The sequence below is a fragment of the Nocardia blacklockiae genome (assembly GCF_015477355.1).
Classification (GTDB): domain Bacteria; phylum Actinomycetota; class Actinomycetes; order Mycobacteriales; family Mycobacteriaceae; genus Nocardia; species Nocardia blacklockiae.
Genome location: NZ_JADLRJ010000001.1, coordinates 1,054,971 through 1,076,877, shown reverse-complemented (window position 1 = coordinate 1,076,877; position 21,907 = coordinate 1,054,971). Strand labels below are relative to the sequence as shown.

Annotated in this window: 22 protein-coding genes; 8 read left to right on the top strand and 14 right to left on the bottom strand. The window is 71.3% G+C overall.

Annotation, left to right across the window (positions count from 1 at the left end; genetic code table 11):
• Window positions 1-13: 13 nt before the first annotated feature.
• The 10 genes from IU476_RS04740 to IU476_RS04700 form a co-directional block, all read right to left on the bottom strand.
• Window positions 14-826 (bottom strand): NADH-quinone oxidoreductase subunit J, encoded by an 813-nt coding sequence (locus tag IU476_RS04740; RefSeq protein WP_195096826.1) that lies wholly within the window; start codon window positions 824-826, stop codon window positions 14-16.
• Window positions 823-2,631 (bottom strand): NADH-quinone oxidoreductase subunit NuoH, encoded by a 1,809-nt coding sequence (nuoH, locus tag IU476_RS35890; protein WP_438943965.1) that lies wholly within the window; start codon window positions 2,629-2,631, stop codon window positions 823-825. Before nuoH ends, IU476_RS04740 begins: the two co-directional genes overlap by 4 nt.
• Complete coding sequence (locus IU476_RS35885) at window positions 2,624-5,080, bottom strand: NADH-quinone oxidoreductase subunit G (RefSeq protein ID WP_228822998.1); 2,457 nt, start codon at window positions 5,078-5,080, stop codon at window positions 2,624-2,626. The genes nuoH and IU476_RS35885 overlap by 8 nt, the downstream gene beginning before the upstream one ends.
• The gene (gene nuoF, locus IU476_RS04730) at window positions 5,077-6,399 is read right to left on the bottom strand and encodes an NADH-quinone oxidoreductase subunit NuoF (RefSeq protein WP_195096822.1); all 1,323 of its coding nucleotides are present in this window, start codon (window positions 6,397-6,399) and stop codon (window positions 5,077-5,079) included. Before nuoF ends, IU476_RS35885 begins: the two co-directional genes overlap by 4 nt.
• Entirely contained in the window at window positions 6,396-7,091 is a 696-nt protein-coding gene (nuoE, locus tag IU476_RS04725) for an NADH-quinone oxidoreductase subunit NuoE (protein ID WP_195096820.1), read from the bottom strand. The genes nuoF and nuoE overlap by 4 nt, the downstream gene beginning before the upstream one ends.
• Entirely contained in the window at window positions 7,088-8,434 is a 1,347-nt protein-coding gene (gene nuoD, locus IU476_RS04720) for an NADH dehydrogenase (quinone) subunit D (protein WP_195096818.1), read from the bottom strand. Before nuoD ends, nuoE begins: the two co-directional genes overlap by 4 nt.
• Entirely contained in the window at window positions 8,434-9,144 is a 711-nt protein-coding gene (locus IU476_RS04715; RefSeq protein ID WP_195096816.1) for an NADH-quinone oxidoreductase subunit C, read from the bottom strand. Before IU476_RS04715 ends, nuoD begins: the two co-directional genes overlap by 1 nt.
• The gene (locus IU476_RS04710) at window positions 9,141-9,695 is read right to left on the bottom strand and encodes a NuoB/complex I 20 kDa subunit family protein (RefSeq protein ID WP_187688724.1); all 555 of its coding nucleotides are present in this window, start codon (window positions 9,693-9,695) and stop codon (window positions 9,141-9,143) included. The genes IU476_RS04715 and IU476_RS04710 overlap by 4 nt, the downstream gene beginning before the upstream one ends.
• Window positions 9,696-9,792: 97 nt before the next feature.
• Window positions 9,793-10,173: an NADH-quinone oxidoreductase subunit A gene (locus IU476_RS04705; RefSeq protein WP_195096814.1), complete on the bottom strand. Its 381-nt coding sequence runs from the start codon at window positions 10,171-10,173 to the stop codon at window positions 9,793-9,795.
• Between the two features lie 270 nt (window positions 10,174-10,443).
• Complete coding sequence (locus IU476_RS04700; protein ID WP_195096812.1) at window positions 10,444-11,355, bottom strand: LysR family transcriptional regulator; 912 nt, start codon at window positions 11,353-11,355, stop codon at window positions 10,444-10,446.
• 97 nt (window positions 11,356-11,452) lie between these two features.
• Here IU476_RS04700 and IU476_RS04695 point away from each other — a divergent pair, with 97 nt between their 5' ends.
• Window positions 11,453-12,661 (top strand): MFS transporter, encoded by a 1,209-nt coding sequence (locus IU476_RS04695; protein WP_195096810.1) that lies wholly within the window; start codon window positions 11,453-11,455, stop codon window positions 12,659-12,661.
• 23 nt (window positions 12,662-12,684) lie between these two features.
• On the opposite strand, the gene IU476_RS04690 is transcribed toward IU476_RS04695, so the two are convergent.
• Window positions 12,685-13,095: an Rv3143 family two-component system response regulator gene (locus tag IU476_RS04690; protein ID WP_195096808.1), complete on the bottom strand. Its 411-nt coding sequence runs from the start codon at window positions 13,093-13,095 to the stop codon at window positions 12,685-12,687.
• Window positions 13,096-13,272: 177 nt separating this feature from the next.
• Between IU476_RS04690 and IU476_RS04685 the strand changes: the two genes are divergently transcribed.
• Together IU476_RS04685 and IU476_RS04680 are read left to right on the top strand one after the other, a co-directional pair.
• Complete coding sequence (locus IU476_RS04685; RefSeq protein ID WP_195096806.1) at window positions 13,273-13,701, top strand: CBS domain-containing protein; 429 nt, start codon at window positions 13,273-13,275, stop codon at window positions 13,699-13,701.
• 111 nt (window positions 13,702-13,812) lie between these two features.
• Window positions 13,813-14,505, top strand: a complete 693-nt coding sequence (locus IU476_RS04680; protein ID WP_195096805.1) for a GAF and ANTAR domain-containing protein — start codon at window positions 13,813-13,815, stop codon at window positions 14,503-14,505.
• Between the two features lie 6 nt (window positions 14,506-14,511).
• Here IU476_RS04680 and IU476_RS04675 read toward each other — a convergent pair whose 3' ends face one another.
• The gene (locus tag IU476_RS04675; protein WP_195096802.1) at window positions 14,512-15,237 is read right to left on the bottom strand and encodes a GAF and ANTAR domain-containing protein; all 726 of its coding nucleotides are present in this window, start codon (window positions 15,235-15,237) and stop codon (window positions 14,512-14,514) included.
• Window positions 15,238-15,507: 270 nt separating this feature from the next.
• On the opposite strand from IU476_RS04675, the gene IU476_RS04670 reads away from it, so the two are divergent.
• The 3 genes from IU476_RS04670 (at window position 15,508) to IU476_RS04660 (ending at window position 17,815) form a co-directional block, all read left to right on the top strand.
• Window positions 15,508-16,209, top strand: coding sequence for a GAF and ANTAR domain-containing protein (locus IU476_RS04670; protein ID WP_195096800.1), 702 nt, complete (start codon window positions 15,508-15,510; stop codon window positions 16,207-16,209).
• A 121-nt stretch (window positions 16,210-16,330) separates the two neighbouring features.
• Window positions 16,331-16,915: a sigma-70 family RNA polymerase sigma factor gene (locus IU476_RS04665; RefSeq protein WP_324193863.1), complete on the top strand. Its 585-nt coding sequence runs from the start codon at window positions 16,331-16,333 to the stop codon at window positions 16,913-16,915.
• 507 nt (window positions 16,916-17,422) lie between these two features.
• The gene (locus tag IU476_RS04660) at window positions 17,423-17,815 is read left to right on the top strand and encodes a PASTA domain-containing protein (protein WP_195096796.1); all 393 of its coding nucleotides are present in this window, start codon (window positions 17,423-17,425) and stop codon (window positions 17,813-17,815) included.
• A 13-nt stretch (window positions 17,816-17,828) separates the two neighbouring features.
• On the opposite strand, the gene IU476_RS04655 is transcribed toward IU476_RS04660, so the two are convergent.
• Together IU476_RS04655 and IU476_RS04650 are read right to left on the bottom strand one after the other, a co-directional pair.
• The gene (locus tag IU476_RS04655; protein WP_324193862.1) at window positions 17,829-19,319 is read right to left on the bottom strand and encodes a sensor histidine kinase; all 1,491 of its coding nucleotides are present in this window, start codon (window positions 19,317-19,319) and stop codon (window positions 17,829-17,831) included.
• Window positions 19,312-19,989, bottom strand: a complete 678-nt coding sequence (locus tag IU476_RS04650; RefSeq protein ID WP_195096794.1) for a response regulator — start codon at window positions 19,987-19,989, stop codon at window positions 19,312-19,314. The genes IU476_RS04655 and IU476_RS04650 overlap by 8 nt, the downstream gene beginning before the upstream one ends.
• 119 nt (window positions 19,990-20,108) lie before the next feature.
• On the opposite strand from IU476_RS04650, the gene IU476_RS04645 reads away from it, so the two are divergent.
• Together IU476_RS04645 and IU476_RS04640 are read left to right on the top strand one after the other, a co-directional pair.
• The gene (locus IU476_RS04645; RefSeq protein WP_195096792.1) at window positions 20,109-20,471 is read left to right on the top strand and encodes a PepSY domain-containing protein; all 363 of its coding nucleotides are present in this window, start codon (window positions 20,109-20,111) and stop codon (window positions 20,469-20,471) included.
• 354 nt (window positions 20,472-20,825) lie between these two features.
• Window positions 20,826-21,884 carry a condensation domain-containing protein gene (locus IU476_RS04640; protein ID WP_195096789.1) on the top strand — a complete coding sequence of 353 codons (1,059 nt, stop codon included), beginning with the start codon at window positions 20,826-20,828 and terminating at the stop codon, window positions 21,882-21,884.
• The last annotated feature ends 23 nt before the right edge of the window (window positions 21,885-21,907 follow it).

The window sequence follows — 21,907 nt, the reverse complement described above, 5'->3', positions numbered from 1 at the left end:
CAGAGCCTCTCTCTCAGCCGTGCGTGGGGTTGTCGTCGGAACCGTTGTCGCCGTTGCCGTTACCGCCCACGCCGAGCGCGGCCGCCTCGGTGTGGGCGCGGCGGCGGCGGTGGCGCAGGATGGTGCTGACCGACAGTTCGGCGAACGAGCCGTCCGGCAGCCGGGCCGGCACGTCGACCGCGTTGTGCCGCGCGTACACGCCGGGCACGGGCAGCGGCGTGACCTGCTTGCCCTCGCGCACCCGGCGTTTCGACAGCTCCCGCTGATCGGTGCGGGGGCCGAAGCGCTCGCGGTGCGCCAGCACCATGGCGCCGAGGGTGGCGGTGATCAGCAGCGCGCCGGTCAGCTCGAAGGCCCACACGTAGCGCACGAAGATCAGCTCGGCGAGCGCCGCGATGGTGTCGCGGCCGAAGCCCGGCCCGACCGGCGCGGCCGCGTCGTCGTGCACGCCACGGGCGATGCCGGCGATCAGCAGCGCCCCGAAGCCCAGCCCCGCCACCACGGCCGCGACGCGGTGCCCGCGCAGCGTCTCCCGCAGCGACTCCGCAGAATCCACGCCGACGAGCATCAGCACGAACAGGAACAGCATCATCACCGCGCCGGTGTAGACGACGATCTGCACCACGCCCAGGAACAGCGCGTTCTGGGCGATGTAGAAGACCGAAAGCGTGATCATGGTGGCCGCCAGGCACAGCGCCGAGTGCACGGCCTTGCGGGCGCACACCATGCCCAGCGCGCCCGCGACGGCGACGACCGCGAGCACCCAGAACGTCACGGCCTCTCCGGTGGTGGTGCGCGTGACCGCGTCGGCGGCAAAGGAATTCATCGTGACGCTCCTTCCGGGACCGTCGGCATGCCGAGGTCGGTCCGGCGCAGCCCGGTGTCCTGCGGCGTGCCCGGCGCGGCCGGGACGTTGCCGAGGTAGTAGTCCTCGTCGGTCGCGCCCGGGTACGCCGGATGCGGCGCGGACTGCATGCCCGCCTCCAGCGGGGCGAGCAGGCGGTCCTTCTCGTAGATGAGATCGGCGCGGCTGTCGTCGGCCAGTTCGTACTCGTTGGTCATGGTCAGCGCGCGGGTGGGACACGCCTCGATGCACAGCCCGCAGCCGATGCAGCGCAGGTAGTTGATCTGATAGACCCGCCCGTACCGCTCGCCGGGGGAGAAGCGTTCCGCCTCGGTGTTGTCGGCGCCCTCGACGTAGATGGCGTCGGCGGGGCAGGCCCAGGCGCACAGCTCGCAGCCGATGCACTTCTCCAGCCCGTCCGGGTGGCGATTGAGCTGGTGGCGGCCGTGGTAGCGGGGCGCGGTCGGTACCTTCTCCTCGGGATAGAACTCGGTGTTCTTCTCCTTGAACATGGTCCCGAAGGTGACCGCGAATCCGGCCAGCGGCTCCAGCAGGCCCGGCTTGGGGGTCGCCCGCTCGGGCTGCGGCGGGATCGGCGGCACCGGGAATCCCGCGTAGGGCTCGGCGGCGGGTTCGGCCTCCGCGCGGCGGTCGTCGCCCTTGTGCCCGGCGCGCAGCATGACGCCGATCAGCAGCAGCGACAGCACGATCCCGCCGATCACCAGCCCCGCGGTCTGGATATGAACCCCATTGTCCTGCAAGACCTTCAGCGACGCGACCACCATCACCCACAGCAGCGACACCGGGATCAGCAGCTTCCAGCCGAGGTTCATGAACTGGTCGTAGCGCAACCGCGGCAGCGTGCCGCGCAGCCAGATGAACACGAACAGGAACAGCCAGATCTTCGCGGTGAACCACAGCAGCGGCCACCAGCCGGAATTGGCGCCGGCCCACAGGCTCAGCGGGAACGGCGCGTGCCAGCCGCCGAAGAACATCGTGGTCGCCAGCGCCGACACCGTGCCCATATTGATGTACTCGGCCATCATGAACATGGCGAACTTCAGCGACGAGTACTCGGTGTGGAAGCCGCCGACCAGCTCGCCCTCGGCCTCGGGCAGATCGAACGGCGCGCGGTTGGTCTCGCCGACCATCGACACCGCGTAGATCAGGAACGACGGCAGCAGCAGGAAGACGTTCCAGGTGCCCCACTGACCCGCCACGATGCCCGAGGTCGACATGGTGCCGGCCAGCAGGAACACCGCGGCGAAGCAGGCGGCCATGGCGATCTCGTAGGAGATCACTTGCGCGGTCGAGCGCAGCCCGCCCAGCAGCGGGTAGGTCGAGCCCGACGCCCAGCCGGCGAGCACGATGCCGTACACGCCCACCGACGCCATCGCCAGGATGTAGAGCACGCCGACCGGCATGTCGGTGAGCTGCAACGGAGTTCGCGTCCCGAAGATCGAGACCTCCGGGCCGAGCGGGATCACCGCGAACGCCATCACCGACGGGATGAGCGCGATGATCGGGGCCATGATGTAGATGGGTTTGTCCACGATGGCCGGGATGATGTCCTCTTTGAGGAGCATCTTCGCGCCGTCGGCCAGCGATTGCAGCGTGCCGCGCGGCCCGACCCGGTTGGGGCCGACGCGCATCTGCATCCAGGCGACCACCTTGCGCTCGATCAGTACGCCGAGCAGCGGGATGGTCAGCAGGAACACGAAGATCCCGACGGACTTCAGCAGAATCAGCCACCAGGGGTCGTGACCGAACGAACTCAAATCACTCACGGTGGTCCTCCCGTCGGATGCGCACGAGGTGGCCGGGGGTGGCGGCGAGCTGCCGGTGCACCGCGGACCCGGGCGAATTGAGTGGCAGCCACGCGACCCGGTCGGGCATCTCGGTGATGGCCAGCGGCAGCGTGACATGCCCGTGGTCGGTGCTCACCCGCACGGGATCGCCGGTGGCGGCGCCGATCTCGTCGGCGGTGGCGCGCGACAGGCGCACGACCGGCGGGCGCGCGGTGCCGGCCAGATTCGGCTCCCCGTCCTGCAATCGGCCCTCGTCCAGCAGCATTCGCCAGCCCGCCAGGACCGCGGTGCCCGGCGCGGTGTGCGGCGGGGCCTCGGGTTCGCGCGCGGGCGCGGGATTCGGCTCCCCGTCCCAGGCGCCCAGCTCGGCGAGTTCGGTTCGGGCCGAGGCGATGTCGGGCAGGCGGAGCGGGGCGCCCATCTCCTCGGCGATCGCGTGCAGCACGCGGTGATCGGCGAGCTGCGCGGCGGTGCGGCGCACGGTGGGGTCGGCGAGCGCGACGTCGAACGGCCGGGTGCGGCCCTCCCAGGTGAGGAAGGTGCCCGCCTTCTCCATCGTCGAGGCCACGGGGAACACCACGTCGGCGCGTTCGGTGACCTCGCTGTGCCGCAACTCGAGACTGACCACGAAGCGGGCGGCGTCGAGGGCGGCGCGCGCGGCCGGCGGGTCGGGCAGGTCGGCGATCTCGACACCACCGACCACCAGAGCGCCGAGATGCGCTGCGGCCGCGAGGATCTCGCTCGTGTCGCGCCCGGGCTCGGCGGGCAGGTCGTCGACATTCCAGGCCGCCCGGAGCTGCTGGCGCGCCCGGGAATCGGCGACCGGCCGGCCGCCGGGCAGCAGTCCGGGCAGCGCGCCCGCCTCGAGCGCCCCGCGTTCCCCGGCGCGGCGCGGAATCCAGGCCAGCGCCGCGCCCGTCTCCTCGGCCAGGCGCACCGCGGCCGACAGCGCACCGGGTGCGGCGGCCAGCCGCTCGCCGACCAGGATCACCGCGCCCGGACGACGCAGCGACTCCGCGAGATCGGACGTCCCGCCCGTGGTCTCGGGCTCGCGCGAGGCTCGCAGCGATTCGAGCACGTGCGCCTCGCGCCCGGGGGCGGCGGACACCAGCGTCCCCGACATCCGCTCCAAACCCCTTGTCGCATAAGGCGCGACGGAATACACCCGCAGCCCGCGCCGGCGCGCCGCCTTCCGCAGCCGCAGATAGACGATCGGCGACTCCTCCTCGGGCTCGAACCCCACCAGCAACACCGCCGGTGCCGCCTCGAGCGCCGCGTAGTCGACGGTCATGCCCTGGCCCGCCACCCGCGCGGCGAGGAATTCCGCCTCCTCCGCCGAATGCGCCCGCGCCCGGAAGTCGATGTCGTTGGTACCCAAGGCGACTCGCGCGAACTTGGTGTAGGCGTAGGCGTCCTCGAGCGTGACGCGCCCGCCGACCAGCACGCCCGCGTTGCCGCGCGCGGCGGCCAAACCCTCCGCCGCCCGCGCCAGCGCCTCGGACCAGGAGGCCGGTGCCAGCGTGCCGTTCCAGTCGCGGACCAGCGGTGTCGTCAGCCGATCGGCCTCGGTGGCGTAGTTGAACGCCCACCGGCCCTTGTCGCAGTTCCACTCCTCGTTGACCTGCGGGTCGTCACCGGCCAAGCGCCGCAGCACTTTTCCGCGGCGGTGGTCGGTGCGTTGCGCGCAGCCCGACGCGCAGTGCTCGCACACCGCGGGCGAGGACACCAGGTCGAACGGCCGCGCGCGGAACCGGTAGGCGGTGCCGGTGAGCGCGCCGACCGGGCAGATCTGCACGGTGTTGCCGGAGAAGTAGGAGTTCATCGGCTCGCCGTCGGCGATGCCGACCTGTTCCAGCGCGCCGCGATCCATCAGCTCGATGAACGGGTCGCCCGCCACCTGCTGGGAGAACCGGGTGCAGCGCGCGCACAGCACGCAGCGTTCGCGGTCCAGCAGCACGGCCGCGGACAGCGGAATCGGTTTGGGGTAGGTGCGTTTCACGCCCTCGAAGCGGGATTCGGGGCGGCCGTTGGACATCGCCTGGTTCTGCAGCGGGCATTCGCCGCCCTTGTCGCACACCGGGCAGTCCAGCGGGTGATTGATCAGCAGCAGCTCCATCACCCCCTCCTGCGCCTTGTCGGCGGCGGGGGAGGTGAGCTGGGTCCGCACGACCATGCCGTCGGCGACGGCCATGGTGCAGGAGGCGACCGGCTTGCGCTGGCCCTCCACCTCGACCAGGCACTGCCGGCAGGCGCCGACGGGGTCGAGCAGCGGATGGTCGCAGAAGCGGGGGATCTGGATGCCGACGAGTTCGGCGGCGCGGATCAGCAGCGTGCCGGCGGGCACGCTGACGGTGGTGCCGTCGATGGTGACACTCACCAGATCCTGTGGCACCACGTCGTTGTCGTCGGTACGGACGGTGGCAGTCATCGGGCTCCTTCGGCCGTCTCCGCCCACGCGGTGCAGCGGGCCGGATCGAACGGGCAGCCGCCGAGCCGCAGGTGCTCCTCGTACTCGGCGCGGAAGTATTTGAGCGAGGACACGATCGGGCTCGCCGCGCCGTCGCCGAGTGCGCAGAACGACTTGCCGTTGATGTTGTCGGCGATGTCGAGCAGCTTGTCCAGATCGGACTCGGTGCCCTGGCCGTTCTCCAGGCGCTGCAGCAATTGCACCAGCCAGTAGGTGCCCTCGCGGCACGGCGTGCACTTGCCGCACGACTCGTGGGCGTAGAACTCGGTCCAGCGCAGCACCGCCCGCACCACGCAGGTGGTGTCGTCGAAGATCTGTAATGCCTTGGTGCCCAGCATGGATCCGGCCGCCGCCACGTTCTCGTAGTCCAGCGGCACGTCGAGGTGCTCGTCGGTGAACAGCGGCGTGGACGATCCGCCGGGCGTCCAGAACTTCAGCCGATGCCCGGCCCGCACACCGCCGGCGTAGCCGAGCAGTTCGCGCAGGGTGACCCCGAGCGGCGCCTCGTACTGGCCCGGCCGGGCCACGTGCCCCGACAGCGAATACAGCGTGAAGCCGGGCGATTTCTCGCTGCCCATGGACCGGAACCAGTCGATGCCGTTCACCAGGATCGGCGGCACGCTGGCAATGGATTCCACGTTGTTGACCACCGTCGGGCAGGCGTAGAGCCCGGCGACCGCCGGGAACGGCGGGCGCAGCCGGGGCTGGCCGCGACGGCCCTCCAGCGAATCGAGCAGCGCGGTCTCCTCGCCGCAGATGTAGGCGCCCGCGCCGGCGTGCACGATCAGTTCCAGGTCGTAGCCGGAGCCGAGGATGTCGTGGCCGAGATAGCCGGCGTCGTAGGCCTCCCGCACGGCCTCCCGCAGCCGCCGCAGCACCGGCACCACCTCGCCGCGCACGTAGATGAACGCGTGCGAGGCCCGGATGGCGTAGGCCGCGATGACCACGCCCTCGACCAGCACGTGCGGCGTGGCCAGCATGAGCGGAATGTCCTTGCAGGTACCGGGTTCCGACTCGTCGGCGTTGACCACCAGGTAGTGCGGCTTGGTCACCCCGTTCGGGCCCGGGCCCTGCGGGATGAAACCCCACTTCATGCCGGTGGGGAAACCCGCGCCGCCGCGGCCGCGCAAACCCGCGTCTTTTACAGTGGCGATCACCTCGTCCGGCTGCATCCGCAGGGCCGCGGCCAGCCCCCGGTAGCCGTCGTGGCGGCGATAGGTCTCCAGCGTCCAGGACCGCGGCTCGTCCCAGTATCGGGTCAGAACGGGTGCGAGAGTCATTGCGCCCCTCCGGATTCGTCGGCGTCCCGCGCGCTGCGCAGTCCCGCGAGGGTGGCCGCGCCGGGTTCGCCGTCGTTGGCCCCCGGCCGCTCGTCGGGGAAGCCCGCGAGCAGGCGGGCGGTCTCCCGGAAGGTGCACAGCGGCGCGCCGCTGCGGGCGGCGGTGACCTGCTCGCCCCGGCGCAGCGCGTCGACCAGGGCGCGGGCCGACTCCGGGGTCTGGTTGTCGAAGAACTCCCAGTTGACCATCACCACGGGGGCGTAGTCGCAGGCGGCGTTGCATTCGATGTGCTCGAGGGTGACCGCGCCGTCGGTGGTGGTCTCCCCGTGCTGAATGCCCAAGTGCCGCTTCAGTTCCGCGAAGATCTCGTCGCCGCCCATGACCGCGCACAGCGTGTTGGTGCACACGCCGACGTGGTAGTCGCCGGTCGGGGTGCGGCGGTACATGGAGTAGAAGGTGGACACCGCGGTCACCTCGGCCTCGGTCAGGCCGAGTTGTTCGGCGCAGAAACCGATCCCGGTGCCGGAGACGTAGCCCTCCACGCTCTGCACCAGGTGCAGCAGCGGCAGCAGCGCCGAGCGCGGCTGCGGATAGCAGTCGATGATCGACTTGGCCTCCACCTCGAGCCGGTCGTGCACCTCCTTGGGATACGGGACCGGGCGCGTGGTCAGGCGCAACAGGACTTCGGTCATCGATCGACACCACCCATCACCGGGTCGATGCTGGCGACCGCCGCGATCACGTCGGCGACCATGCCGCCTTCGCACATCGCCGCCACCGCCTGCAGATTCGTGAACGAGGGATCTCGGAAGTGCACCCGGAACGGGCGGGTGCCGCCGTCGGAGACCATGTGCACGCCGAGCTCGCCGCGCGGCGACTCCACCGCCGTGTACACCTGGCCGGGTGGCACCCGCATGCCCTCGGTGACGAGCTTGAAGTGGTGGATCAGCGCCTCCATGGAGGTGCCCATGATCTTGCCGATGTGCTCGGGGGAGTTGCCCAGGCCGTCCGGCCCGAGTTTCAGGTCGGCGGGCCAGGCGATCTTCTTGTCGTCCACCATGACCGGGCCGGGCCGCAGCTTGTCCAGGCACTGCTCGACGATCTTCACCGACTCCTTCATCTCGTTCACCCGGATGAGGTAGCGGCCGTAGCAGTCCGCGCCGGTGTCGGTCATGACGTCGAATTCGTAGTTCTCGTAGCCGCAGTAGGGCTGGGACTTGCGCAGGTCGTGCGGCAGGCCGGTGGAGCGCAGCACCGGGCCGGTGATCCCGAGCGCCATGCAGCCCGCCAGGTCGAGATAGCCGACGCCGCGGGTGCGGGCCTTCCAGATCGGGTTCTCGTTGAGCAGCAATTCCATGTCGCGCAAGCGTTTCGGCAGCAGCGACACCAGCTCGCGGACCTTCTGGACCCCGTTGTCGGGCAGGTCCTGGGCGACGCCACCGGGCCGGATGTAGGCGTGGTTCATGCGCAGCCCGGTGATGGTCTCGAACACGTCGAGGATCAGCTCGCGCTCGCGGAACCCGAACAGCATCGGGGTCAGCGCGCCCAGTTCCATGCCGCCGGTGGCCAGCGCCACCAGGTGCGAGGAGATCCGGTTGAGTTCCATCAGCAGCACTCGGATCACGGTGGCGCGCTCGGGAATCGCGTCGGTGATGTCGAGCAGTTTCTCCACGCTCAGGCAGTAGGCGGTCTCGTTGAAGAACGGCGAGAGGTAGTCCATCCGGGTGACGAAGGTGACGCCCTGCACCCAGTTGCGGAATTCGAGGTTCTTCTCGATGCCGGTGTGCAGGTAGCCGATGCCGCAGCGGGCCTCGGTCACCGTCTCGCCCTCGATCTCGAGGATCAGCCGCAGCACGCCGTGCGTGGAGGGGTGCTGCGGGCCCATGTTGACGACGATGCGTTCCTCGGCGGCGCCGCCCAGTGCCGCGCGCACGTCGTCCCAGTCCTGGCCCGCGAGCGTCACGACGCGTTCCGGCGGCGCGGAATCGCCGGGGGCGGAACCGGTCCGGTCGCGCTTGGTGTCGATGTCGTTCATCAGCTGTACGCCCTCCGCTGGTCCGGCGCCGGGATGCGGGCGCCCTTGTACTCGACCGGGATGCCGCCGAGTGGGTAGTCCTTGCGCTGGGGGTGGCCGCGCCAGTCGTCGGGCATCGTGATCCGGGTGAGCGCGGGGTGGCCGTCGAACAGGATGCCGAAGAAGTCGTAGGTCTCCCGCTCGTGCCAGTCGGTGGTGGGGTACACCGAGAACAGCGAGGGGATGTGCGGGTCGGCGTCGGGCGCCGCGACCTCGAGCCGCAGCCGCCGGTTGTGGGTGATCGAGACGAGCGGATACACCGCGTGCAGTTCGCGGTCGGTGTCGTCGGGGTAGTGCACGCCGCTGACGCCGAGACACAGCTCGAAGCGCAGCGCGGCCTCGTCGCGCAGCGCCTGGGCGACGCGGGGTAGGTGCTCGCGCCGCACGTGCAGGGTGAGTTCGCCGCGGAACACCACGATCTTCTCGATCGACTCGGCGAAGACGGTGTCGGACAGCGCTTCTCGCAGCGCGGCGACCAGTTCGTCGAAGTAGCCGCCGTACGGTGCGGGGGTGCCGCCCGGCATGCTCACCGAGCGCACCAGGCGGCCGTAGCCGGAGGTGTCGCCGGTGCCGCGCACGCCGAACATGCCGCGGCGCACGCCGATCACCTCGTCGCCGGGTTCGGCGCGCTGATCCTGTTCGGCGCGCTGCGCCTCGTCCTCGGCCGTCATCGCAGCAGTCCCGTCATCTGGATGGTCGGGGTGGCGGCGAGAGCCGCCTGCTCGGCCGCGCGCACGGCCTCCTCGCGGTTCACCCCGAGCGGCATCTCCTGGATCTTCTCGTGCAGTTTCAGGATCGCGTGCAGCAGCATCTCCGGCCGGGGCGGGCAGCCGGGCAGGTAGATGTCCACGGGCACAACGTGATCCACGCCCTGCACGATGGCGTAGTTGTTGAACATGCCGCCGGAGGAGGCGCACACGCCCATCGCGAGCACCCACTTCGGCTCGGTCATCTGGTCGTAGACCTGCCGCAGGACAGGGGCCATCTTCTGGCTCACCCGGCCGGCGACGATCATCAGATCCGCCTGGCGCGGCGAGGCGCGGAACACCTCCATGCCGAAGCGGGCGCTGTCGAAGCGCCCGCCACCGGTGGCCATCATCTCGATCGCGCAGCAGGCCAGTCCGAACGTCGCGGGCCACAGCGAGCCCTTGCGCATGAAACCGGCGAACTGTTCGACCGTGCTCAGCAGGAACCCGCTGGGCAACTTCTCCTCGAGACCCATTTCGGACTGACTCGCTTCCGTGCTGGTCCCGGGTCCCGGTCGGCCGGGACGGCGGGATGACTGCTTCGGGGGCTGTGCGACGGGGGCGTGGCGGCGGCTAGTCCCAGCTCAATCCGCCCCGCCGCCACTCGTAGGCGTAGGCGACCGAGACGTTGAACAGGAACAGCGCCATCGCGGCGAGACCGAACACCCCGAGGGCGTCGAAGTGCACCGCCCACGGATACAGGAACACGATCTCGATGTCGAAGATGATGAACAGCATCGCGGTGAGGTAGTACTTCACCGGAAAGCGCTGTCCCGCAGCGTTTCCCGGACCGCCGGCGACGGCGTGCGGCGTCGGCTCGATACCGCACTCGTAGGCCTCGAGTTTGGCCCGGTTGTGGCGCTTGGGGCCGATGACGGCCGCCAGCAGCACGGAGATCACCGCGAACGCCGCCGCGATCGCGCCCAGCACAAGGGTCGGAACCTCGGTATTCACAACTGCACTACCCCTCTCCCTTGCGGACACAGACGGCAGCTGCCGAGGCGGGCTGACATCGTCGTCTGCCGGGCCAGTCGCACCCCAGGGCAATGCTCAGCGGGGGTGCGGACGACGGGGGAACCGAACGGACGGGTTCATATCCTCGCCCGCACTTGTGTGAGCTAGGGCACAGCCTACAACCGATCTTTCTGAATGCATGCCGTTTGCGGGCGGCGTTTGATCGAATTCGGAACTATCACTTATGACCGAATCGACGGAATACCGTCGTCACATGACGGCAGGCAGCGCGGGTGCGGGCGCGTTCGCGGTGTCGGCGAGCGTGCGGGCGAAAGCGTGGATGCGGCCGCTGTCCCGATCGCGGTGCCAGATCAGCGCGACGCGGGAATCCGGGATGCCGTGCACCGGAACGCAGGTGGTGTCCGGCCGCTTGTGGTAGGCGGCGGTGGTGTCGCACAGCAGCAGCCCGCCGCGCCCGGCCGCCACCGCGGCGATCGCCTCCTGCGTGGTGGAGACCGCCGGTCCGGCCGGGATCTCGCGGCCGTCGGGGGTGCGGCGCGGGGCGTGCGCGTCGCGCCAGTATCGCGGTGCGGTGTCGGCGATTCCGATGAGCGGGCAGTCGGCGAGGTCGGCGGCCGCGAGCGCGTCGCGGGTCGCGAGCGGGTGCCCGATCGGCAGCACCAGCACCTGCCGCCGGGCCGGCAGGACGGGCCCGACGATCAGGTCCGGCTCCGCGATCGGCAGCAGCGCGAGGGCGGCGTCGACGTCGTGGCGGCGCACCGGCCCGAAGGGGTCGGCGTACGGGATCTCGATCAACTCGACCGTGCAGTCGGGATGCCGCTCGCGAAAGGCCGTGACGGCGGCGAGGATCCGCTCGTCCGCGCTGCCCTGGAAGCCGACCCGCAGCACCCCGCGCACTCCGCGGGCGGTCGCACACGCCGAGTCCAGGGTCGCGCGCAGCCGGTCGTAGGCGGCGCGCAACTCGGGAAACAGCTGCTCGCCGAGCGGGGTCAGGGCGACCCGGCGGCTGGTCCGCTCGACCAGCCGCCCGCCGATGCGGTGTTCGAGGGACCGCAGCAACTGCGAGACCCGGCTCTGTGACACGTACAGCCGGGCCCCGGCGCGGCCGAAGTGCAACTCCTCGGCCACCGCCAGGAAGGCTTCCAGTTCCCGCAGTTCCATGCCGCTTCCGCGTCCTTCCTCGGTCGATGAGTCCGACTAATAGAAGGATGAGGACATCGCCGTTGTTCCGGGCGGTCGCCGCGGGTTGGCTGGCGATATGACGGAAACAGCCACGGTGGGAGTCGAAACAACTGCCCCACAACATCTTTCGCTACGCGGCCGGGCCGCGGTGGCGGTGCTCGCGGTGGGCACCTTCACGGTCGTCACCTCGGAGATGCTGCCGGTCGGCCTGCTGACGCCGATGAGTGACGCGCTGGGCGTCTCGGGCGGCCTGACCGGGCTGGCGCTGACCATCACCGGAGTGCTGGCGATGACCGCGCCGCTGCTGATGGCCGCACTGGGCGACCTGGATCGGCGACCGCTGCTGCCGGTGTTGCTGCTCGTCGTCGCCCTCGGCAACGCGTTGTGCGCGGTGGCGCCGAACTTCGCGGTGCTGGTCGCGGGCCGCGTCCTGGTCGGGACGGGCATGGGCGGGGTGTGGGCGATCTCGGGCAGCCTGGCCGTGCGGCTCGTACCGCCGCGCGCGGTCGGCCCGGCCACGTCGGTGATCTTCAGCGGCATCGCGATCGCGTCGGTGCTGGGCGTTCCCGCCGGCACCTATCTCGGCGCGCTGATCGGCTGGCGCTACGCCTTCGCGGCGGCCGCGGCGCTGGCCGCGCTCGTCGCCGTGGCAGCGTATGCGTTGTTGCCCGCGCTGCGGCCCGAACGCGGGGTGGCCCTGGCGGAACTGCCGCGCCTGCTGGCCGAGCCGCGGCTGCGCACCGGCATGCTCGTGGTGGTCCTGCTCGTCGGCGGCCACTTCGCCGCCTACACCTACATCCGCCCGGTGCTCGAGCAGCGGACGAACGCGAGCGCGGGCACGATCAGCGCACTGCTGCTGAGCTACGGAATCGCCGGAGTCCTGGGAACTTTCCTCTTCGGCACGATTGCATCGCGGGCACCTCGGCGGGCGGTGCTGATCATCTGCGCCGGACTGGCGGCAGCGGTCGCCGCGCTCGTCCCGGCGGGCGGCTCGCTGGTAGCGTCCGCCCTCCTGCTCATCCTTTGGGGAGTGACCTACGGCGGAGTGTCGGTCAGCACTCAGACATGGACGCTCGCCGCCGCACCGAACTCGAGGGAACCAGCCTCGGCCATTCTCGTCGCGGTCTTCAACGGCTCCATCGCCCTCGGCGCCCTGTGCGGCGGCCGCGCGGTCGACGGATCGGGCCCGGCCGCGGCGCTGCTACTCGGCGCGGTACTCGTAGTGGGAGCGGCGATCACAGCCCTGGCAGGCGCAGCGCCCCGCGGGCTTCACACCCGACCCTGAAACACGGCAACACAGTTCCCGGCTCACGCCACCGCGCGGTCGCGCAGCAGACCGGTCACCGCCTCGGTCAGCTGGAACGGATCGATCGGATGCGAGACCGCCGCCTCGGCCCGGGACCAGTTCGCCAGCCAGGCGTCGTCGGCGCGACCGGTGAGCACCACGACGGGCGGGCAGTGGTCGAGTTCGTCCTTCAACTGCTTGGCCAGGCCCAGCCCGCCCGTCGGGGCCGCCTCGCCGTCGAGGATCGCCAGGTCGATGCCGCCGGCGTCCATCTGCTCGACGAGCACGGGCGCGGTGGCGACCTCGAGATACTCGAACGGCGGCAGGTCGGGTCGGGGCTGCTTGCCCAGCGCCAGCATCACCTGCTGGCGGGTGTCGGATTCGCTCGAGTACACGAGCACCCGCAGCACGGCGGGACGGTTCGCTTCGGCCACTTCCGCATGCTACGTCCGCGGCGGTCACCGGCGCGGCAGGTTCGCCGACTGCGGTCGCGCGCGTCGGAAGACCTGACCGTCAGGTTGATCGTTCGGGCCGCATTCTTTGCTGGTCGCCGTCGCCGAAACGCGAGATCCTGATAACCATCCAAGGGCACGGACGGGCGGTGGCAACCTATGCGAATCTCGGAAATCCTGCGCAAGAAGGGCAGCGACGTGGTGACCATCGCGCCGGACGCACCGGTGCGCGCACTGCTGGCGCTGCTCGCCGAACGCAATGTGGGCGCGGTGGTGGTGTCGGCGGACGGCCGCGCCTTGGACGGCATCGTCTCCGAGCGCGACGTCGTTCGCCGGTTGCACACGATCGGCGCGGACCTGCTGGACCGTCCGGTCGCCGACATCATGACCACGGTGGTGCACACCTGCTCACCCGACGACCGGGTGGAGACGTTGCGCACCACCATGACCGAGCACCGCATCCGGCACCTGCCGGTCCTGCGGCGCGGCCGGATGGTCGGCATCGTCAGCATCGGCGACGTGGTGAAGAGCGCCCTGTCCGAGTTGCAGCACGAGCGCGAACATCTCGAGCAGTATTTGCTCGGCTGAACCGGCGCGCGCCGCCCGGATGCGGCAGGATGGGAACGCGGACAAAGTTCCCGCGCAGCCGTTTTCGGACATCGTTCCCGGAAACGAGCGACTTGTTTCCGGATGGCGACCATGGTGGATCTCAGGCTGACCGAGCGCTTCCTGGCCGCCGCACGGGCCGGTGGGGGCGGTGCCGCGGGCGCGTGCACGGCGTGCGTGCGGGTGCTGCCGGTGCAGCGGGCCGCGATCGTCATCGACGAGTACCACGCCGGTGTGCAGCCGTGGTGGACCAGTGACGAGGTGGCCGCCGGGGTGGAGGCGGTGCAGGCGACCGTCGGCGAGGGCCCGGCGGTGGAGGCGCTGGCGACGGGCCTGCCGGTGCCGGTGGCGGATCTGTCCGCCGGCTGCGAGCGGTGGCCGGTCTTCGCCGACGCGCTGGCGCGCACCCGCGCGTCCGGGTCGATGATCGCGATGCCGTTGCGGCTGGGCACGATTCGCTTCGGCGCGCTGGATCTGTACCGCGCGAGCCCCGGCGGGCTGGACCCGCCGACGGTGTCGGCCGGGCTGCACGTGGCCCGCCTGATCACCACGCAGGTGGCGCTGGCCCGGGCGGCCGCGGCGCCCGGCGGCGACGCGCGGTGGCTGGAGCAGCCGCTGTCCAGTCGCGCCATTCACCAGGCGGCCGGCATGGTGGTCGCGCAGCGCGGCGTCCCCGTGCCCGACGCCTACGCGCACCTGCGGGCCCACGCCTTCGCGCACGGGCAGTCGCTGGCGGAGGTCGCCGCCGCGGTGGTCGCGCGGCGCATTCGCTTCGATCCCGAGTGAGGCGGCTCAGGACAGGATCTCGTCGGTGTCCACGGTGCCGTCCACGACCGCGGCCGCGAGTTCGGCCAGCCGCCCGCCGTTTTCGAGCGCGTGGGCGCGCAGCCGCCGGAACGCCTCGGCCATCTCGAGGCCGCCGCGCTCGGCCAGCACCCCCTTGGCCTGTTCGATGACGATGCGCGCGGAGAGCGCCGCGGGCAGCCGCGCCGGGAGCGGTTGCGGCGCCACGGCGTGCTGGGTGATGCCGATGCCCGCCACGTCGGCCAGCGCCTGCCCGGCGCGCAATCCGGCCGTGTCGAGCGCGCCGGGCGCCGCGGCGAGGACGGTCAGCGCGCCCGCCTCGCGGCTGCGGCAGCGCAGTGGCAGCGCGCAGGCCGACAGGTAGCCGAAATCCACGGCCCGCTGGCAGAATTCGGGAAACCGGCGCCGGGTGTCGCGCAGATCGGGCACGCTGGTGGGCAACCCGGTGCGGAAGGTGCGCCGGGCGGGGCCGTGCAAGGCCTCGACCTGCAACAGCTCCAGCAGCTCGGGCCCCTCGCTGGTGGAGGCGAGCAGGTGCAGGTCACCGCGATGGTCGGCGAGGAACAGCCCCGCGTCGGCGGCGCCGGTCACGCCCGGGCACGCGTCGACCAATTGCTGGGACAGCTCGATCACGTCGAAGTCGCCGGCCAGCTGGCCGACGGCGGACACGAGCGTGACCAGCAGGGCGTGTTCGTCGTCGAGTACCGACCCCATCAGGCCTCCCGGGCTGAGCGCAGCGGCCGAGTCGAGCAAGACCAGGCTCACCGCCGCCCGCGTGGGTGGCGCAGCGGAGCCACGAATTCCATGGTTGCATCCCGAGGCCACCGTTGTCGACCGTCGTTGACAGCGAAAGGGCACGAATTGTCCAGGGATTCGGGGTAATTCGGCTACCGGAGCGGTCGTAGGATCGATGGGCCCGGCTGACGCGAGATCCGACCGGCCCGACGGACGCCGCGGCGTCCGCGATGCGGGGGTGATGCAGGGATGTCCGACGGCGACGCGCTGGTCCCGGCGTTGGGGCGCTTGGTATCGCGGTTACCCGAGGCGCCGAACCGCTCGGACGCGCTGTCGGAACTGATGGGCACGGCCACCGACGTGCTGGCCCTGTCGGGGGCCGCGGTCACGCTGGTCGAGGACGGCCGGTGCGAGGTGGCCGGAGCCCTGCCGGGCGAACTGATGGAAGTCGCGGCGGCACAGCAGGATTGCGCGCGCGGCCCCGGACTCGACGCCTTGCGCCAGGGCACGCCGGTGGCGGTGCCCGATGTGCACCGGCACCGGGAGCGCTGGCCCGAGTACACCGGCGCCGCCGTGCGGCACGGCGTGTCCGCGGTGGTGGAACTGCCCCTGCAGCTGGGTGCGGTGCGCCTCGGCGTGCTGGGCCTGTACGCGCCCGCGCCCCGGGAGTGGACGGCGGCGGACCTCTCGCTCGGCGCCCTGCTGGCGGGCCTGGCCGCCAACCATCTGCTCACCACCGACCGCCTGCGCCGCCAGCAGCAGCTGACCGATCAGCTACAGCACGCGTTGGATTCGCGCATCGTGGTGGAACAGGCCAAGGGCGTCATCGCGGGCGCGCGCCGCATCGGCCCGGACGCCGCCTACGATCTGATCCGCACGCACGCGCGCCGGCACCGGATCGGCGTCCACGAGGTGGCCCGCGGCATCGTCGAACTCGGCCTGCGGCTGTAAGGGGACCGGTAGACTGGGCCGCGGCTCCCGAATCCCCTGCCCCCGGACGGGAGTTCCTTCCCGGCACGCGTCCATGACCTCGACGGCGGGATCCGACACCGTCTCACGTGTGGGGGCAATCGTGGCCGTTCTCGTACCCTGTCGCGCCGCCGTCCCGGACCTCGATGCCGAACTGGTGCGCCGCGTCGGCAGCGGCGACCGGGAGGCCTTCGACCAGCTGTACCGCCGCACCCGCCCGATGGTGTTCCGGCGGGTGCTCGCGGTGGTGCGCGACCCGGGCTACGCCGAGGAGACCTGTCAGGACGTGTTCATCCAGGTGTGGCGCAGCGCCGCCGGATTCGACGAGCGGCGCGGTTCGGCGGCGACCTGGCTGCGCACGCTGGCGCACCGGCAGGCGGTGGACCGGGTGCGGCACGAGCGCGCCAGCTCCGAGCACGATCACGCCTGGGGCGTCAGCGACTACCGCCCGCCGGTGGACTCGGTCGTGGAGGAGACCCTGCGCCGCCACGAACTGCGTTGTGTGCGAACGGGTCTGGGCGCGCTGACACCGCTGCAACGGGAGTCGCTGGTGCTGGCGTTCTATTTCGGTTTCAGCTATCCGCAGGTGGCCGACCGGCTCGGCGTCCAGGTGTCGACGGTGAAATCGCGCATCCGGGCCGCGCTGGCCCGGCTGGAATCGGCACTGGCGGAAACAACGGTCCGGTAGCTACCGCAACGCGGGGATATCGGATTTTCATCAGGTCGTAACAGCGAAAACCGCTGCCGACCGGAAGTTTCGGAGGCACAATTTCGTCGGGCGGATCATCCGATTCCACCGGCTCGCGGTCGATAGCACCGCTGATCGGGTGGGGTCCGAGATGCGCTGCGGCCCTCGGACCTCACCGCCCGGCATCGGCTGCCGGGTCGGGTTGGTCCGCCGACCACGGGCTGCGCACCGGACCGGCCGGGTCCGGTTGCGGCAGCGAGTAAATGCGTCGGTAAAAGGCTGGTGTGGTGTAATTCAGGCCGCCCCGCGGAATTTACGTCATATAGGCCGGAAAAATCCCGAGCCGACCGGAAAATATCTGATCGCGACTTTCACCGGTGCCGTTTCGGCGCGGCTGTCGCGGGCCGCCGCCGGACCCCGTGCGGTCCCGCGGCGGCGACTCGTATTAGGGTGCGTGGCGCAGCTCGAGGGCCGGCGCGGCCGGTCCGTGGACGTAGAGGAAAACGTATGCGGCGCACCGCGATCACCGTGTTCACCCTGGCCGTTGCGCTCGCCTGCGGGGCGTGCGGGTCGTCGGACAGCGGATCGGACACCGCGACCGGCGGGTCGAGTTCGGCGCCGGCGTCGCGCGGGCCGGCCCAGCCGGCGAGCACGCCGTGCAACGAGCAGACGTGGCCGCAGGCGCTGCCCGACTTCCGCGGCAAGCCGCTCGGCGAGACCGTCGTCGGCGCGGGGCTGTGCTTCGCGATCGGTTCCATCACCGCCGCCGACGGCCGTGACGTGATGAACGACGCGGCCAGCCACACCACCGCGTGGACCATCACCGACCAGACGCCCGCGCCCGGCACCTCGGTCGCCGCGGACACCCCGGTGACACTGAAAGTCGACGCGGCCCAGTAATTCTCGCGGCCGGTCAGGGCGCGGCCGGGAAGACCACGGTGAACCTCGCCCCGCCCGCGGGCCCGTCGTCCACCCGGATCTCGCCGCCGTGGCGGTCCACCACGTCGCGCACGATGGCCAGTCCGAGCCCCGCGCCGCCCTCGTCGCGGCTGCGGGCGTCGTCGAGGCGCACGAAGCGCCGGAAGACCCGCTCGCGGTCGTCGGCCGGGATGCCGGGACCGTCGTCGCTGACCTCCAGCACGACCGTGTCGCCCGCGCGCCGCACCGCGACGCGCACCGTCGCGGCCGCGTGCCGCTGCGCGTTGTCGACGAGATTGCCCAGCACCCGGCCGATCTGGATGCGGCTGCCGAGCACGGTCGCCGGGGCGGCGGTGAGATCGGTCAGGACCGGGTGGGTGTCCCCGGCGCGGTGGTCGAGGTCGTCGCGGACGAGTTCGGTCAGGTCCACCGGTTCGCGGCGCGGTTGTTCGCCCGCGTCCAGCCGCGCCAGCAGCAGCAGGTCGGCGGCGAGGTGTTCCAGGCGCACCGAATCGGCGATCAGGCCGTCGACCTCGAGCAGGTGCGGATGGGCCTGGGCGACCTCCAGCTGGGTGCGCAGGCTCGCGATCGGGCTGCGCAACTCGTGCGCGGCGTCGGCCACGAACCGCCGCTGCCGTTCCGAGGCCTGCTCGAGCGCGGCGAGCGTGGCATTGGTCGTCGACGCCAGCCGGGCGATCTCGTCGTGCGAATTCGGTTCGGGCACACGGCGGCTCAAGTCGCCGCCCATGATCTCGGCCAGTTCGCTGCGGATGCCCTCCACCGGGCGCAGCGCGCGGCGGGTGACCAGCCACGTGACGCCGCCGACCAGGGCCAGCAGCGGCGCCAGGCCGAGCAGCATCGCGTTGCGCGCGCCGGCCACGGCCTTGTCCGCGGTGGCGAGCGACGCGCCCGCGTAGACGGTGACCGGTTCCCCGGCGGCGGTGGTGGTGCCGAGGGCGGCGACCCGGAAGTCGTGGCTGCCGGTCTCCTCGTCGGCGACCGGGAGCCGCATATTGTGCAGCGTGAACGAGTTCGCGGGCGCGGCGCTCACCGAATGCGTGTGTGCTACCGGCTTTTCGTCGTCGTCCTCCGGTTCGTCCTCGTCGTCGTCCTCGTCTTCTTCCTTCTCCTCGGCCGCGGCGGCGAATCGCGCCATGGCCGGTTCGCCCCGCAGTTCGTCCTCCGCGGCCAGCACCCGCCCGTCGGCCGAGATCACCTGCACCGGTTGGGTATCGGCGTCGGGCAGCTTGAGTTGCGCGGGATCGGTGCCGCGCGCGAGCTGGGATTCGACGTTGCGCGCGGTCATCTCCGCCTGCAGGCTCGCGCTGTCGATCAGAGTGTGCCGCAGCACCGCCAGCACCGCGGCGCCCGCGGCGATCAGCCCGACGGCGACGACGGCGGTGGCCGCGGCGGTCGTACGGGCCCGGACCGACCGCAGCAGGCGGGGCCGCCACCGCGGCATCGACCGCCACGACACCTCAGGCACGGTCGGCCACCAGCCGGTAACCGGCGCCGCGCACCGTGGTGATGGACCGCCGCCCGAACGGGGTGTCGATCTTGCGGCGCAGCGTGCTGATGTAGACCTCGACGATGTTCGGGTCGCCGTCGTAGGCGAAGTCCCAGACATGTTGCAGGATATCGGCTTTCGACACGATCTCGCCGGCCCGCACCGCGAGCTGCTCGAGCACGGCGAACTCCTTGGCGGTCAGCACCACCTCTTCCTCGCCGCGGCGGCAGCGGTGCGTGTTGGGGTCCAGGCTCAGGTCGCCGACGCTGAGCACCGGCACGCCGCCGCGGGTGCGACGACGCAGCAGCGCGCGCAGGCGGGCGAGCAGGACCACGTAGGAGAACGGTTTGCGGAGGTAGTCGTCGGCGCCGGTGTCCAGGCCCTCGGCCTCGTCGTACTCGCCGTCCTTGGCGGTCAGCATCAGCACCGGCGTCTCGTGCCCGGCGGCACGCAGCGCGGCGCACACCTGGTAGCCGTTGCGGCCCGGCAGCATGATGTCGAGGACGATCACGTCGTAGGTACCGGTGGTGGCCAGGTGCAGCCCGTCGGTGCCGTCGTAGGCGACATCGACCGCGAAGCCCTCCGCACTCAGGCCCTTGGCCAGGGTGTCGGCGAGGCGCTTCTCATCCTCCACGATCAGCAAACGCATGGGGTCAGCCTGACAGATCGATCCTGAAGCCGTTTTCAGGTCGGTTCAGGTTGGCTTCAGGCCGCTGCTGCGAAGGTGGTGCTCGCGTCGCAGATCATCACTGCCCCAGGAGGTTTGACATGGAACTCGTTGCTCGCGGTATCTGGAGCGGGTTGCGCTGGATGCTCGTCGGCGCCGTCGCGATCGCGCTCATCGGCGGCGGCGTCGCGCTGGCGTCCCTCGGCACCGGCGGGACCGCGGCGGCGGCCGTGCGGACCGATCAGGTCCGCACGCAGGCGGATCCGTCGGTGACCCGCGACCAGGCCACCGCCAAGGCGCTCGAGGCGGTCCCCGGCGGCACCGTGCTGTCCGCCGAACCGGACACCGAGCGCGGGACCACGGTGTGGCAGGTCGACGTGCGCGGCACCGACGGAATCGAGTACGAGGTACAGGTCGACGCGGGTTCCGGGGCCGTGCTGGGCACCGACCGCGACGACGACTGAACCAGCCGAGCGGCGCGGCGGTCCGGGCGAAAAGCTCGGGCCGCCGCGCTGTTTCGCGCATCGGTAGCTCGATTGGTGCGGGATGCGCGTGCACCGGTTACCGTATTCGTGAGCGCGGGCGTGCCGGCATCGCGGTCGGTGTGGCGGTCACAGCGGGAGGGAGTTCGTCATGAGCACGTGCACGGTGAAAGCGAGGGAGTCCCAGCGCATTTCGGCCGAGCACCGGCGTAGGCGCCTCGGTACTAGAACCGCGCACGCGAGGCCCGGCAGACGCCGCTCCCGGCGTGCACAGCCGACATCTCCGCGCATTTGAGCTGTCTCGAAGCCGAATTCGGTGATCCGCCGGATCCGGCGATGCCCGCGGCGCCGCACGAACATCGGCTCACCGGCGGCCCGCAGCACGCGGCGTGGCGTGCCGCGCTGGCGGACTGCCGCCCCACCAGAATCGGCCGTCCCGCCGCGTCGGAGCTGCCGGAAGAGCCGGTCGTCCACGCCTTCACGCTGCCCGAGTCGCTGGCCGATCGGCTGCGTGCGCAGGCGGCTCGCATCGGCCTGACCCTCGACCGCATGATCGTCTCGGCCTGGGCCCTGGTGCTGAGCCACGTCACCGCCAGTGCCGACGTGCTCTTCGGCACCTCCGCGGCGCTGTCGACGTCCGGTCCGGGCAGCGCGGCGACGATCGGCGCGATCCTCCCCGTACGCGCCCGGCTGCGCCCAGGTGACACCCTCGCGGGCTTCGCCAACGGCCTGCACGCCGCCCACGCCGCGCTCCTCGCACACGGCCCGGCCACACTGCGCGACCTCGAGCACCTCGCCGGGATGGGCGAATTGTTCGACACCGCAGTGCTTTTCGCGGACGTCCCGCTCGCCCTCGAGGCCCCGGAAACTCCTGGCGCGCGGCAGCATTCGACGCAACCCCACGTCCCGACCGACCGGCGCTACGCGGTCCTGCTCGTTGTGGACACCCGTGCCGAGCGCCCGGCGTTCCGCCTGGTGGTGCGCGCGGACCAGGTGGCCTGGTTCGGCAGCCCCGCCCAGTGGTGGGATCGCTTCTACGCCGCCTGTACGGCCTTCGCGGTCGTCCCCGGGCGCACGGTCGCGGCGACGGACCTGCTGCCCGGCGACGAGCGGCACCGGGTGCTCGGCTGGAGCCGCGGCGGCCCGCACGACGACACCGGCGTGCTCGTGCTCGACGCGATGCTGCGCCCGACCCCGCCGATGGTCGCCGGTGAGATCTACCTGACCGGTGACGAAGCCGACGCGCTCGCCCCCCGCTCCGGCGCGGTGGCCGAGCGCGTCGTCGCCTGCCCGTTCGGCCCGCCCGGCGCCCGCATGTACCGGACGGGCGCTTACGCTTGGTGGGATCGCCTGGGCGTCATGCACTTCCACCCGAAGGGCGAGCGCCGGCCCTGATCGAGACGACAGGTAGCGGCGTC